This window comes from Propioniciclava sp. LT432, assembly GCF_059515965.1.
Map to the genome: position 1 here is coordinate 101,295 of NZ_JCAKNE010000016.1, position 14,163 is coordinate 115,457.

Annotated in this window: 10 protein-coding genes and 1 tRNA gene; 7 read left to right on the top strand and 4 right to left on the bottom strand. The window is 67.8% G+C overall.

Annotated elements, in window-relative coordinates; translation table 11 throughout:
• Positions 1–97 precede the first annotated feature (97 nt).
• Positions 98–1,174 (top strand): HD domain-containing protein, encoded by a 1,077-nt coding sequence (locus AC5YDV_RS10605; protein WP_496183129.1) that lies wholly within the window; start codon positions 98–100, stop codon positions 1,172–1,174.
• A 2-nt stretch (positions 1,175–1,176) separates the two neighbouring features.
• On the opposite strand, the gene AC5YDV_RS10610 is transcribed toward AC5YDV_RS10605, so the two are convergent.
• The 3 genes from AC5YDV_RS10610 to AC5YDV_RS10620 are packed head-to-tail and all read right to left on the bottom strand — an operon-like array spanning position 1,177 to position 3,470.
• On the bottom strand, positions 1,177–1,938 hold the full coding sequence (locus AC5YDV_RS10610) for a hypothetical protein (RefSeq protein WP_496183034.1): 762 nt from the start codon (positions 1,936–1,938) through the stop codon (positions 1,177–1,179).
• Positions 1,939–1,954: 16 nt separating this feature from the next.
• Positions 1,955–2,704: a hypothetical protein gene (locus tag AC5YDV_RS10615; protein ID WP_496183033.1), complete on the bottom strand. Its 750-nt coding sequence runs from the start codon at positions 2,702–2,704 to the stop codon at positions 1,955–1,957.
• Between the two features lie 43 nt (positions 2,705–2,747).
• The gene (locus AC5YDV_RS10620) at positions 2,748–3,470 is read right to left on the bottom strand and encodes an ABC transporter permease (RefSeq protein WP_496183128.1); all 723 of its coding nucleotides are present in this window, start codon (positions 3,468–3,470) and stop codon (positions 2,748–2,750) included.
• Between the two features lie 91 nt (positions 3,471–3,561).
• On the opposite strand from AC5YDV_RS10620, the gene dnaG reads away from it, so the two are divergent.
• From dnaG to AC5YDV_RS10650, 6 genes are all read left to right on the top strand, one after another.
• Positions 3,562–5,421 (top strand): DNA primase, encoded by a 1,860-nt coding sequence (dnaG, locus tag AC5YDV_RS10625; protein ID WP_496183032.1) that lies wholly within the window; start codon positions 3,562–3,564, stop codon positions 5,419–5,421.
• 97 nt (positions 5,422–5,518) lie between these two features.
• On the top strand, positions 5,519–6,352 hold the full coding sequence (locus tag AC5YDV_RS10630; protein WP_496183031.1) for a sigma-70 family RNA polymerase sigma factor: 834 nt from the start codon (positions 5,519–5,521) through the stop codon (positions 6,350–6,352).
• Positions 6,353–6,371: 19 nt separating this feature from the next.
• Positions 6,372–6,878: a hypothetical protein gene (locus AC5YDV_RS10635; protein ID WP_496183030.1), complete on the top strand. Its 507-nt coding sequence runs from the start codon at positions 6,372–6,374 to the stop codon at positions 6,876–6,878.
• A gap of 37 nt (positions 6,879–6,915) precedes the next feature.
• A tRNA-Asn gene (locus AC5YDV_RS10640) sits at positions 6,916–6,991 on the top strand.
• A gap of 248 nt (positions 6,992–7,239) precedes the next feature.
• Positions 7,240–7,683: a hypothetical protein gene (locus AC5YDV_RS10645; protein WP_496183029.1), complete on the top strand. Its 444-nt coding sequence runs from the start codon at positions 7,240–7,242 to the stop codon at positions 7,681–7,683.
• Between the two features lie 209 nt (positions 7,684–7,892).
• Positions 7,893–8,714: a TIGR02391 family protein gene (locus AC5YDV_RS10650; protein WP_496192483.1), complete on the top strand. Its 822-nt coding sequence runs from the start codon at positions 7,893–7,895 to the stop codon at positions 8,712–8,714.
• 142 nt (positions 8,715–8,856) lie between these two features.
• On the opposite strand, the gene AC5YDV_RS10655 is transcribed toward AC5YDV_RS10650, so the two are convergent.
• Positions 8,857–12,303 (bottom strand): DEAD/DEAH box helicase, encoded by a 3,447-nt coding sequence (locus AC5YDV_RS10655; RefSeq protein WP_496192484.1) that lies wholly within the window; start codon positions 12,301–12,303, stop codon positions 8,857–8,859.
• Positions 12,304–14,163: the final 1,860 nt, after the last annotated feature.

Consider the following 14,163-nt stretch of genomic DNA (forward strand, 5'->3'; position numbering starts at 1 on the left):
ATCCTCATGGTCTCGGTTGGTTCCATTCTAGGAAGAGAGCGAAGATGGGGGCATGACGGACGCGCTGAACCCCCGCACGCTCGCCTGGGCCCGCACCATGGCGGGTCACGCGCAGGGGGACGTCGTTGGCGCCCATGCCGATTCGCGTGCCCGGCTGTCCTTGCCGAGCGCCTTGGGGCGCGAGGCCCGCGAGGAGCGCGAGCGCCTCCTGCTGCGCCCGGGGGCCACGTTCAGTTCCGGTGCCGGCAACCGACTGCGTGAGGAGGAGCCCGACGTCGAGCGCACCTGCTTCGAGCGGGACCGTGACCGCATCGTGCACTCGACCGCCTTCCGGCGGTTGGCGGGCAAGACCCAGGTGGTCGTCTACCCGACGGACCACCAGCGCACGCGCCTCACCCATGCCCTCGAGGTCGCCCAGGTCGCGACGTCGTTGGCTCGTGGCCTCGGGGTCAATGTGGCGCTGGCGGACGCCATGGCCCTCGGCCACGACTGCGGCCACGGCCCCGGCGGGCACGCCTCGGAGGACGCCTTCGACCCCTTCATCCCCGGGGGCTACGACCACGGACCCTGGGGTGCGGACGTCGTGCTGCTGCCCCTGAACCTGTGCGTCGAGACCCTGGACGGCATCCGGAACCACTCGTGGTCACGTCCGGCCCCCCTGACGATCGAGGGCGAACTCGTCAGCTGGGCCGACCGGATCGCCTACTGCGCGCACGACCTGGAGGACGCGGTGCACGCCGGCATCGTCTCGCTGGACGACGTGCCCGAGGAGGTCGCGGCGGTTGCCGGTCGGACGCGTCGGGAACAGTTGGCGGTGTTCATCCGGTCGATCATCGCGACCGTGGCCGAGACCGGCGTCGTGGGGATGGACGCCGAGGTGGCCGGAGCGCTGGCGTCCCTGCGCGCGTTCAACTACGAGCGGATCTACACGCGCCCAGACTCCATCGCCCAGTCGAATGCGGTGATCGAGGTGCTGCGCGGACTGGTGGAGTACTACTGCGAACAGCCGTGGGCGATGCCGTCCGACTACCACGGAGCAGCGGAGGTCGACCCCGTGACGACCGCGGTCACCTATGTGGGAGGCATGACCGACCGGTTCGCGTTCGACATGGCTGAGGAGTTCCTCGGGTGGGACCCGGACCGACTGCCGCAGGGCATCGGACGGGGCGCCTGACCTCAGCGTCCGTCCGGAGCCCACACCGCCGGGTCCACGGGCGTGTCCGCCAGGGGAGGCGCGGGGGGTGCTGCGGCGGGGGTCGACGCGCCTGGTGCGGGGGGCGAGTCGTCGGCGGGCAGGAGCGGCGCCGCGATGAAGTCCGCCCAGCGGGGGCGACGACGGACGCGCGGCGGGCCGGTCGGGTCGTCACGCCCGACCAGGCCCAGCGCGAGTCCACGAACCAGACCGACGAAGGCCGCCCCCACCGTGAGTCCCAGCGCTGCGGGCCCGACCCAGGAGAAGTCCGCTCCCATGCGCGCCGTGACCGCGATGCCCTTGTCCTGCAGCGTGCCCATGTCGTGCCAGCGCACCCGGTCTGCGCCGACCTCGCCGGTCGAACTGGCGAGCACCATGCCCCCGGGGAAAACCGTGGTGACGTCCAGCGTCACGGAGTCGAGTTCGTCCCCGCGCAGGAATTCGGCGGGGACCGCGAGGAACAGGTGGTCGTTCGACCGGGCGATGACCCCCAGGTCCATCCCGTCCTCCCGCGGCAGGGACCCCGTGAGGCGACAGGAGCTGTGTCCGTCAGCTCCTGAGTGCTCGCTGATGGAGATCGAGGGTGGCAATCCCCCGGCCTCGCAGGGGGAGCGCTCGCCGGGGGACGGGCGGTGGCTGACCCGGAGGTCCAGCTGGGTCTCGTCCGGGCCGAAGACGATCTCGCCGGTCAGGGAACAGCCGGTGAGGCCCAGCGTCGCCGCGGCGATGCCGGCGCCGAACGCCATGCGAACACCCCGACGCTCACCCACCGGGGGCCCAGACACTCGAGTCCTGCGTGGGGGGTGCGTCCGCCACGGCGAGCGGGGGCGCCTCCTGTGGCGAGACGGGCGCGTCGAGCGCGACGGGCGCGAGGGGCGCGTCGGCCGGAGACGAAGTCACCACGCCGTCGTCGCCCCCCAACCACCCGTACCACCACAACAGGCCGAGGGCGCACGCGATGCCCCAGGCCAGCCCGGCGACGAACGGGATGAGCCAGCCCGGCAGGCCCGGTCGCGTCCACGACGTCACGGCGAGGTCGTCACTCCGGGCCGCATCGGGGTCGTTGAGATGCACCGTCGAGCCCACGACCTCGGCCCCGCGGGAGGCGGCGACGACCTCGCCGGGGAAGTGGAGGGTCACGTCGAAATCGGTCACGCGCTCCTCCTCGGTGATGAACCACGCGCGGTTGCCGCGGAGGAAGAGATGGTCGTCGGTCACGACCACGACGCCCCACTGGTCCAGGGGGAACAGGTTGATGGGCGTCCGCCCGGTGAGGCGGCACGCGCGGAACCCGGGCGCTGCCTGGAGGGGCTCGCTGGTCAGGGTCGACTGCGTCACGGGCGGGTCGCAGGGTCCCATGGTGGCCAATGTCGATCGCAACTCGTAGGCCACCACCAGGTCCACCCGGGCGCTGGCGTCCGGTTCGAACCACACGTCACCGCGCAACGAGCAGCCCGCCAGCGGCAGCAGCAGCGCCAGCGCGGCCAGGCGTCCGATGCCACGGGGGCCCATGGGCGGGACCCTATGTCAGGTGCCGTCCTCGACGCTAGGTCCGTCAGGGATGCAGCTGGTCCCGCAGGTCGGCCGGCACGATCCGTCCGCGGCGGATGAGCTCGGCCATGGCGGCCACGGTGCAGGCCTGCCCGGCCATGATGGAAACGAGCACCAGCACCTGGGCAGCACCCGCCTGGACCGGCGAGCCGCCCCCCAGCAGGACGCCGATGAACGCGCCCGGCAGGGTGACCAGGCCGACGGTGCGGGTCTGGTCGAGGTTGGGGATCAGGGCCTCCGGGACGACCCGGTCGATCAACAGCCCGATCGCCGCGCGGCGTGGCAGCCCGATGGCGAGGGCCGCCTCGTACTGGCCCTGCGTCTGCGACAGCTCGCCGAAGATGCGGCGTCCGGACAGCGTGTGGGCACTCATCATGTTGCCGGTCACGATGCCGCCGAGCGCGATGAGCGTGATGCCGTTGAACGGGGACGCGCCGCTGAGGAACACGATGAGCATCACCGGGACCAGGCCGGCGAGCAGGGTGAGGGCGCTCCACGGCCAGCAGGCCCGGACGCCCGAGCGCCCGGTCGTCGTCCACAGGGCCACGGCGAACATCAGGCCCAAGAAGGCCAACGCCCCCCACAGGGTCTGCACCGCGGCCGCGATCACCAGAGACACCGCCGCCAGCTGCAGGACCGCGCGCACGGCGGCCACGACCTGCTCGCGGGCCAGACCCGTCCGACCGATGATCGAGGCCACCACCGCCAGCGCCACGAGCAACACCAGCCCCACGACGAGTTCCCAGCCCACATTCACGGTCACGGCCCAACCCTAGCGTGGGGCCGGGACGCCGGCGTCCGCCGACTACACTGCGCCCATGGCCGGCTTGATCCACTCCGAGGACCTGGAGACGGTCCGCGAGCGGTCCCGGATCGACGACGTCGTCACCGCACACGTGCAGTTGAAGCCGGCCGGTGGGGGAGCGCTCGTCGGCCTGTGCCCCTTCCACGACGAGAAGACGCCGAGCTTCCGCGTCACGCCCAGCAAGGGCTTCTACTACTGCTTCGGGTGTGGCGAGGGTGGCGACGTCATCTCCTTCGTCCAGAAGATCAACAACATGGGCTTCAGCGAGGCCGTGGAGTTCCTGGCCGACCGCGTCGGCGTCCAGCTGCGGTACACCGACGGTGACGGCGGTCCACGCCACGAACCGGGCCTGCGGATGCGCATCCTGGAGGCCAACCAACTGGCGGCCGAGTTCTTCGCCCAGCAGCTCTCCAGCCCGGACGCGCTGGCCGGACGGGTCTTCCTCGACGGGCGTGGGTTCTCCCGCGAGCACGCCGAACATTTCGGCATCGGTTTCGCCCCGCGCGGCGGACGGGACCTCCTGAACTTCCTGCTGGGCAAGAAGTTCAGCAAGGACGACCTCGTGAAGGCCGGGCTCGTCCGCGAAGCCGGGTGGGACTTCTTCCAGGGGCGCCTGGTCTGGCCGATCCGGGACGCGGGCCGTTCCACCCTCGGCTTCGGCGCGCGCCGCTTGTTCGACGACGACCGCATGCCGGCGAAGTACCTCAACACGCCCGAGACGCTCGTCTACAAGAAGTCCCACGTCCTCTACGGGCTCGACCTGGCCCGCACCCACATCGGCAAGAAGAACCAGGCGGTCGTCGTCGAGGGGTACACCGACGTCATGGCCTGCCACATCGCCGGGGTCGACACCGCGGTGGCGTCCTGTGGCACCGCCTTCGGCGCCGACCACTCACGCATGCTGGCCCGCCTCATGACGTCGGACGCGCTGGCCGGCGAGGTCGTCTTCACCTTCGACGGTGACGCGGCCGGGCAGGCGGCCGCCCTGAAGGTGTTCAACTCGGACGCCGCCTTCACCTCCCAGACCTACGTCGCCATCGAACCCACGGGCCTGGACCCTTGCGACCTGCGCATCCAGGGCGGCGACGCCGCGGTTCGCGAGCTGGTCGCCCGCCGCGTCCCGCTGTACCGGTACGTGATGCGGAACACGCTCGAGAAGTTCGACCTCGACCGGGCGGACGGGCGCATCGCGGCGGTCCGCGCGGCGGCCCCTCTGGTGGCCTCGGTCCGTGACCGGTCGCTCATCTCGGAGTACCTGCGCGAACTCGCCGGCATGGTCGGGATGGACACCGACACCGTTCGGGCGGAGGTGCAGCGGGCGAACCAGCGGCAGGTGCCGCAGGAGGCCGCCGCACCAGCTGCGATGCCGACCACCCTGGCGCGTGACACCGGCCAGACCGCGATGATGGTGCTGCCGGACCCCGCCGATCGCCGCATCGCCACCGAGCGAGGCGTCCTGAAGGTGATGGTGCAGCACCCGCACCTGTTCCCGCTGGATTGGGGCGGCGTCACACCCGAGGACTTCCTGCACCCGAGCTACCGTCGTGTCTTCGAGGTGCTGTCGGCCACCGACCGGCACGCGGGCGGGTTCGCCCAGGCCGTGGTCGACGGGGTGGACGACCCGGTCGGCAAGCAGTTGGTCGTCGCACTCTCCGTCGAGCCGCTCCTGGCCGAGCCGAACGGGGCGTACGCCCGGGAGTACGCGGCACGGCTCCGCCTGGCACGGGTCGTCCGCGACATCAACGACCTCAAGTCGAGGCTGCAGCGCACCAATCCGGTCGACGAGCAGGCGATGTACAACCGGATGTTCGCCCAGTTGCTGGAGCTGGAGACCCACCGCCGAACGCTGGAGCAGCACGCCATCGGCAGCTGACGCAAGGCGCCGGCGGCGATCGGTGTTGTCCGAATGTTGCCTGTGGGCAACCGGCTCACCGGTTCTCGACGGGTGAGTCCCGGGCGAGGCTCAATCCATGGACATCCAACCCACCCCCAGGCCCCGCCTCTCCCGCACCGACGAGATCTCCCTCCTGCGTCGCATCGACGCAGGCACCACCGCGAACGCCGTCCTCTCGGGGGTGCTCGCCGCACCCGACGGGGCCACGGCCGACGCACTTCGCCGCGTCGCCGAGGACGGGCGGGGTGCGAGAGCCGACCTCGTGGAGGCCAACATCGGGCTCGTCTGGTACGTCGTCCGGCCGATCGCTGAGCGGACCGGGCAGTCCCGGGACGACCTGTTCCAGGAGGGCTGGATCGGGCTGATGGAGGCCGTGGATCGCTTCGTCCCCGAGCTCGGCGGCTTCGCCACCTGCGCGCTCCCGGTGATCCGGATGCGCGTCGGCGATGCCGCCACGACCAACCAGGGTGCCCTCGGTCTGCCGGCCCGCCGGGCGCGGCAGTGGCGGCGGACGCGCTCCGCCGTGAGCGCGCTCACCGGATCATTGGCCCGGACGCCGCTCATCGAGGAGGTCGCGGCGGCGACGGGGGAGACCCCGCGCGTCGTCCGGTCGTTGTTGTCGTTCACGCCGGTGGTCCCGCTCGACCGGGACGACCCGCGCTGGCTCCAACTGCACGCCGCGCCGCCGGCCGAGAGTGACGTCGACGGCGACGAGGTTCGTGAGCTGCTGGGACGCCTCGACCCCCTGGACCGGGCGGTCGTCGTCCAGTTGTACGGCTTGGACGGCCCGGCGCGCAGCCATGCCGAGTTGGCCGAGGCGATCGGGCGCAGCGAGTCCACGGTCCGCCGGCGCGAGCGCAAGGCCCTGGCCCTCATGCGGGCGGGAGACGCCACGCGGCTGGCCGCGTGAGCTTGGCACAATGGGCGGTGTGAGCATCTTCTCCCGCAACGCCCTGCCCGCCGACGCCCAAGCACTGCTGGACGAGGCCGTCGGACGCCGTCCCCACCTGCTGGCGTGGGGCCGGACGGATGACGGCTACCTCGTCGCCCTGCACGACCGGCTCGTGCGCATCGCGTCCGGGCAGGTCAGCGAGGTGGGGTGGCACGACATCCTGCGTGGGGGCTGGGACGACGAGCACAAGACCATGCGGTGGACGGTCATGTCCACGGGCCAGCAGGCGACCGTGCCGCTCCCCGAACCTCGGCAGTTCCCCGAGGTTTTCAAGGAGCGGGTCGAAGCGACGTTCCTGTTCCAGACGTCCCTCTACCCGGCTCCCGGCAAGATCGTCACGATCAGCGCTCGGCGCAACCTCATGGACGCCGCCGCTCCCGTGCTCTGGACCGCGCACCCCGCCCGCGGCACGGTGATGGACGCCGAGACGCTGGCCTTCACCGAGGCCGAGCTCGGGCGCCTCCGTGCCGAATATGCGTTCTGAGCAAGTATTTGCTAGAGTCTCTTCTCGCGCGCAGCGATCCCCTGTAGCTCAATTGGCAGAGCATCTGACTGTTAATCAGAGGGTTACTGGTTCGAGTCCAGTCGGGGGAGCCATCGAGAAACAGCCGTTCTGACAAGGTGAAGCACCGAGTCGGGGCGGCTTTTTCTTTGCCGTGTGCCCCAAGAGCTTGAGCTCGGCGCCCTCCACAACGAGACCATGACAGGCCGACCCCGCCCCCGCCCAAAGTCGGCGGTCCAGTCCCGTCGCCGAGGGTGGAAGCCCTCGACGAGGTCGATGGCGGCGCGGCCGGCGGGTGGCCGGAGTAGCATGCGAGGCGGAACCAACCGCGGGAGGCGCCATCATGAAGCGAGTGCTGGTTGACGTTCTGATCGGGGTGGCCCTGGCGCTCGTCGGGCAGTTCGTCCAGCTGGCAGCCGGCGAGGCTGGCCGTGCTCTGGGGCTCCCATTCCCCTACGAGATCGCGCCCGGGGACGGTAGCGTTCCGCCGGAACTGTTGACCCAGATCAGCCTCATGTTCGCGCTGGCTGCGGTGGGCATGCTGGTGCTCACGTTCCTGGTGGGATGGCTCGTCAAGGTCCGCGGGGCAGGGGAGGGCGCCCAGCGTGGGCTGATCTGGGTTGCGGTCGTGGCACTGACTCAGTACCTGCTGGGCTTGGGCGAGGGCGTCGTCCCCGTTTTCGGCCTCGTCGGTGTCTATGTGTACTTGGCGGCCATCCTTCTCGGCCCGGCGATGGCTGGGTGGGTGAGCCATCTTCGCCCTCGCGCCGAGCAGCGTCTCCCGTAGCACGCTGAACAGCCGAGGTCGTTGGCACGAGGCCCCATGCCGCGGGTGGCACGGATCAAAGCGCCTCGCCGTCGGCCAACTGACGCATACCGGATCTGCCGATGGTCGTGACATCACTCAACTGCCCATGTGCGACTGTTGGTGATCACGATTGTCGGGTGCGCTGGCTATGGTCAAACTGCGAAGGAAGAACAGAAGGGATGTGAAAAGTGGCGACGTTGAGCCCGTGGAGCTTGGCCACCTACGAATCGATCGCCGAGGTACTGGGCGACACAGACACTGGACTCACCGGCAAGGAGATCGGGGTTTTGCTGACGAACCTGGGCATCAACGACCCCCAGCCCACAGCTTCCAAGCGAGATCGGCTGACCGCAGCGTTCGTCGACCGGCACAACACAGACAAGGGCGACCCCAAACGCATCATCACCTTCATCGTGCGAGCCATGGAGCCGATCAAGTACCGCGATCGACCCGAACTGTTAACCCTGCGGCAGGACCGGCTCAATGAGCGACTGGCGTTCGTGGGCTTGCGGGTACTCGATGACGGGCGGGTCGCCCGAGGTGCGCAGTCGCGCACCTTGGACGAAGCCACCCGCATCGCCACCTCCATCCGCGACGAGCTGCGTCGTCGCAAATCACATCCCGAGGTGCTCCGGTACTGCTCGATCGAGGTGCTGAAGAAGGCGCACTTCCACGCCTGTTTGGAGGCAACTAAGAGCATCCTCGACCGGTTGCGTCACCTGACCGGCCAGGCCGGCGACGGCTCAGCCCTCGTGGACGAGGCACTCGCTCTCGGAAAGACCGGGATCCCCAGGCTCGCGATCAACTCATTGACCACGCAGACCGAGAAAGACGAACAGTCCGGGTTGGCCAACCTGGTGAAGGGCATGGTCGGGCTGTACAGGAACCCGACGGCCCATGATCCCCGGCTGAAGCGCTCAATCACCGACGACGAACTGCTGGAAGTGCTCAACCTCGTCTCAATGGTCCACCGCCGGCTCGATGAGGTTCGGCGGACCGAGAGGACCTGACTGTGGGTCATCCCACAGCCCAGGGGGTTCGTACGAATTCCTCCCCACAACCCGGTCGTTCCAGCGGCGGTGGGGAGTCGCGGGGAGGTGCGGGCAGTGCCCTAGGAACGTGGCCCGAGAGTAAGAAGACTCGAACTCAAGGTCAGTCGTCGTTGCCGGCGTTCACCGAGTTAAGCTCGGCGTCTAGCTCCATGAGTTCGATGGCGACCACCGTATCCATCGGCATGAACAATCGGTCGGCTCCGGCCGCTTCGGCGAGGTACTTCCGCCCGAGGGCGGATACCTGGACACGATCAGCACCATCGCGTACGAGGTAGCACAAGGATGCATCGAACGTGCCGTACCGGATGCGGCTGGGGGCGAGCCGATCGTGGCCTGCGTCACGCAGGGCGGGATCATTCGCGAGTGCGGCGACAATCTCGAGCGCTCCCGTGCAAGCCCACGGGAGCATCGTGTCGAGATGTCCAGGACGCAGGCTCTCCCACACCTCGGGATACCGATCGGTGATGTCTTTTTCGTCGTCGCCTGCAATCCATGCCGTAAGGGCGTTGCTCAGCGATTCCTCGTCCAAGTCACGTAGATCCTTCAGCTCCTCAAGGCACGCGATGCAGGACCGGATCATGCGGAGAAGGAGTGCGTCGTTCAGTTCGGAATCTGGGGGTGTCGCGCGGAGGACGTTGGTAACCTCGTCGACGTAGGCCGCGAGAGCGTCTCGGAGTTGTAGGCATCCGCGTAGTTTGAGTCCCGACCGGTAAATGGCCGCCCGCATCGTGCCGTCGGGCACGACAGCGCTGAGACTGGCCGCGTAGGCCGCCCCGTTGGACAAGGCGGGGCTCACGTTGGGAGCTGGCGCGGTTGTCGCCCACCAGAAGGTTCGTTCGAGCGCTTGTTCGAGCGAACGCCGAAGGTCCCCGTCCACGGCGGCTGACTCGGCCAGCGCTTCGATCGTCAGTGCGTCGATCACGTCGCGGTCTTGGGCTTCCATCTGTTCGGGGGTGCGGCGTTGAAGCTCGCGCAGTGCCCGTGTCAGAGCAGTGTGGGTCGGGGGAAGGGCTTGCCGCATAGCTCGACGCCACTTGCGTGCCTGAGCGAAGTCGCTGGTCATCACGACGAGGCGTCCGCTCGTGAACTTCCCTGCTCGTCCGGCGCGGCCTTCGAGATTGCGGAGTCGTGCGATGTCGGGAGCACGCTGGCTGTTGTGAGGGGGATAAGCGGCGATGACTGTGCGTGCAGGGAAATCGACGCCTTCAAGCAGCGTTGGCGTGCAGACGATGCAACGCAGAAGGCCCCCATCCTTCCGGGCCGCGGTTTCGATGGCACGACGAACCTCGGGGTGAACCTCACCGTGATGCAGGCCTACGCCTTGGCGCAGGGCTGCTGCCTCTGCGGGATGGGCTTGTTGCAGCTGCGACGCGATTGAGAGCAGAGCGGGCGGCGGTGTCGGGTCGTCTGGCAGTTCGCTGGTTATCGCTTCCAGCAGGTTGGGTGCATATCTCTTGATCTCCGTGAAAGCGACCACGAGGCCGTCCGGGGCGTATGCCTTGACGAGTGCGGCCGCCTCGAACGGTCTGTCTCGGACACAACCGTCGGTCTTCGTCTTCGCGCTCGACTTGAGTGGGAACAGGGGCAACGCGTCGGCGCCTTCGGACCACAGGTAGGCCTGAGTAGTGCCCGTCGGCTTGGCACCCTCTGGACCGCGGGTGTAGACGTGTCGCTCGAGCCACGCCGGACGCCAATCCGATTCCAAGGCGTCGCCGTTGATCCAGTTGGCGATCGCATGGACGTTCGAGAACTGGCTCGCGAGGAGGACGACCCGAATCTCTCGTCGCAGCGCCTTCGCGATCAAACGCTCCAACGTGGCTCCGCGGCCGCCGTTATCGATGTGCTGAGCCTCATCAACGATCAGCAGTTTGATGTCATCGAGGATGCCGGGTTCATCCCCGGTGACGGCGCGACGCCAATCAAGATCAAGTCGTTCCGGTGTAGTGACGGCGACCCCCGGGCCTTCGAAAACGCCTCCTTGCGATGGTGTTTCCAAGTCGTAGTCCAGCCCGCCTTGGGACGACCTGACGTCGATCGCCTCGGGCAATCCGTTACGCATGTCTTGGGCCAACTGTCGGACGAGGGCGCGCGTCGGGGCTAAGACAGCGACAACGCAGTCGGGGTGGTGGTCGAAGGCATCGGCCGCCACGAGTTGCATCAAGGTAGTCTTGCCGGCGCTGGTGGGCATCTTGATGGCCAGCGACCGCTGCGCCCGATCCAGCAGACCGCCCCTGACCGCCGCTGCTTGCGAGGGCCAGAACGCGTGTCGGCCGAAACGGCGCATCTGGGCAACGACGTGCAGGACGGCGTCACCCGACGATCCCTGTGCCGTCACCATGGTCAGCGGATGACGGTCGAGCCTGTGTATCAGGGCGGCGGCCACGTGGCGAGCTGCATCGGCGGTGGCGTTATCCAGCGGGGCGGCTGAGATCGCGGTAAGCAGCGTGTCGGCGGGTTCTCGCAGATCCAGGACGCATGCGGCATGCTCGGCAAACTCCACGAGTGGCCGGCCGCTCAGGGAGCTCTGTGCCTTCTTGAGTGCCCCCGTCAACAGTTCCGCAAGCCCTCGAACGTCCGGGACCGATGACCCGGCTGCCGCTCGCGCGCGAGCCAGCGCAATGCCGTCTTCATCAGCGAGGTACCAGAGGCTGGCTTCGATGACGCTCTTGAACGGGGTATCACCAGCGTACGCGGCCGCCACATCAGGGCTGAGAAGCCCGGCGACTCCTGGCTTCGCAGGGTCAAGCAGGATGGACGCGCCTCTTGTCAGGTCCGCATAGGTCAAACGTGAGGCTGCTTCGAACAGAGCGTTGATGGTGTCTAGGAGGTCCGGGACAACGACGACATGAAGCTGACAAACAGGTGGGCTGTCGGACCAACGCTCCTTTATCTTCATGAGGGTCAGGCGATCTTGTGGCACGACCACGACAGCGTGCCGCAAATGGGGCGGCAACGCCGCGTCGGGGTCGGTCAACCGGCCCAGGTGTTGAGCGGCGGTGAAAGCGAATTCACGTCGGTAGTCCGGATGAGCTCGCATCATCTGAACACCAGCGGCCCAGCCCTCGATGCAATACTCCTCGGAGACGCCGCCGAAGCTATCTGCAACCGGATCCAGAACTTGGGACGGGCTGCTGGACGTCCTCGCCTTCGCTTCGACAATGACGGGTTCGACGCTCTCCCCCTGGTCGATGGTCAGACACAAGGTATCCGGCCCTTGGACAGTGGCGTTCGAGACCGGCTTGGCGAGCTGAAGCTTCGTAAAGGGGACCGCGCGGCCCATCCGCGTGCTGTAGAGGCCCTGAGCAATGAGCTCTCCGAAGTCCCCCGTGCGCACGGATGCGCTCTGCGGAACCTTGTCGGAAAGCCGCGCTTGCGGGTAAGCGAGCATCATGTCAGCGGTCACATATGCCCTTCCCACCGTCCGCGCCAGCTCAGGGAGATCCATGCGGGCCGGGTCGAAGACCCACCGGTACACGCTGAGTTCTCCATCGCAGGTCGTCTCGGGCCCCGACACCAAGCGCAGTCTGGCCCCGAACTCGGTGCTCACTGGACCGAGCCGGCCGATTGGGGGCTCCTAGCGGCGGACACTGCCCTATAGGGGGTGGTGCGGTCGATGCCGAGGGTCGCTGCCACTCCTGTCCGCGCATGGTCCAAGTTGCGACTAGCGAACCATGCTGCCGCAATCTGGCCCCGCGTCCGCCGGACCTGTGGTTGGCTGGGGCGACGATCTAGCCCGCGGATCCTCCCTGTTTGCTCGGCGATGGCAAGGCCCTCGACTGCGCAGTCGCCCTGGGACCAGCCATGTGACAGTGCCTGGCTCGCGCGAAGTAGGGCAAGGTCGTTCAGTGTCGACACCGCCGCCAAGAAGGCCTCGAGAACTGAGAGCGACGCCGCACGCCGTTGAGGCAGCGAAACGTTGTACGGGCGCGACATGAGACTCCTTCTCGGGGGTTGTGCCCAGTTTGCCTCAAAGCGCGACGCGTGCAAGCTGGGCGTCGGGAGGCGCGGCCCTTTCCATACGCTCGGTCATGCCGCCCCTCGCGAGGTCGTCGGGCAGGGTCGGCTCGGCTATCGACCTCTCCGGATCCGCGTGAGGCATCGGACTGCCAAGCCGACGACTAGCCAACCGGCGCGCGCGTGATGAGGAAGGGCGGATAGTGTCGCCCGCCGAGTGGGAGTCATGGTCGAACATGCAGAGAAAGACGACCCTCGCCACGGCTGTCGGCCCGACTAACGCGATTGGCAACACCCGCCGCAGGAGCACCCGCGGGTCACTAAGCCGGCCAACGTGTCCAGCACGGCGATGACAGTGCTCGTGTTCACCCTGGCCAAATCATTCCGACACCGCTCCGCTCCCCAAACGTGCCCTTGGCAGCGACGACCGAGCATCGCTCCGTGTGCGTCAGGCGCGCACCTGCGTGACTCCGGCGCGAGCCACGCGGAACCCCTCCTCAGTCGTCACGTGAACGCAGGTCACGCCGTTCTCAGCACTGACGCAGTAGACCCGAGGGGCAGCCAAAGTCCAGCCATAAGGCAACGTCACCATGCCGTTCACGAGGCCGAAATTGTGGCCGTCCGCCCATCGGGTTTCTGGCCTGTTTGGCGGTGCCCCAATTGCCCCCACATCCCCGCAGTGGAAGTTGACGCCCGTCGGGGACACCTCGACGGAACCGACGGGGCCACTGTCGGGCGCGCACACCTCCGTCGCGGGCGGAATGCTGGAACGGTCCATCCCGTCCGGGAAGGTGCACCAAGCCCGGTTACGCGTCATTCCGCAAAAGATCCGTCCAGACGGGCTAACGAACTCGGAGTACTCCTCCAGGGTCTCGATGGATGTGTCGATGGGGGCTGGCACGGGCGTGTGAGTCCTCGCGCTGGTTTGCGAAGGGGCGGCAGGGGACGAAGGAGACTCCGAAGGGGATGAGGTCACGCTGCTCACAACCGTGGGCGTGATCGTCATCGCGGGCTGTGATGCAGCAGTTCGTGTGGGTACCTCGATGTTCAACGTGCAGCCGGTGACTAACGCCGCGACGGAGCCAACTACCAGCACCCACACGATGGGATATCGCCGCACTAGAATCATCCCCTCCACGAACGGTACCGCCATAAGCGCATCCAACTCATCCGTCCCGAAAGTCGGGCACCACTTAAAGGGCTCTTCATACCTGCGGTGGGTCCAGGGTGAGTCCGCCGCCGACGAGGAGCATGCGTAGCCGGTAGTTCTCTCGGTTCCGGAACCCTCGGGCGATGCGGCGGTGGAGCTCGATGAGCCCGTTGATTGCTTATGCCGACGTCTGGGTTATGCCGACCTTCGTGGCGTGTGGCCTTGTGAATCCCGGTTTGTCCGGGGCGGTTGTCGGCATAATCCTGTAGGTCCAACCTTCTCCTGATGGGAGGAGGACGGGTC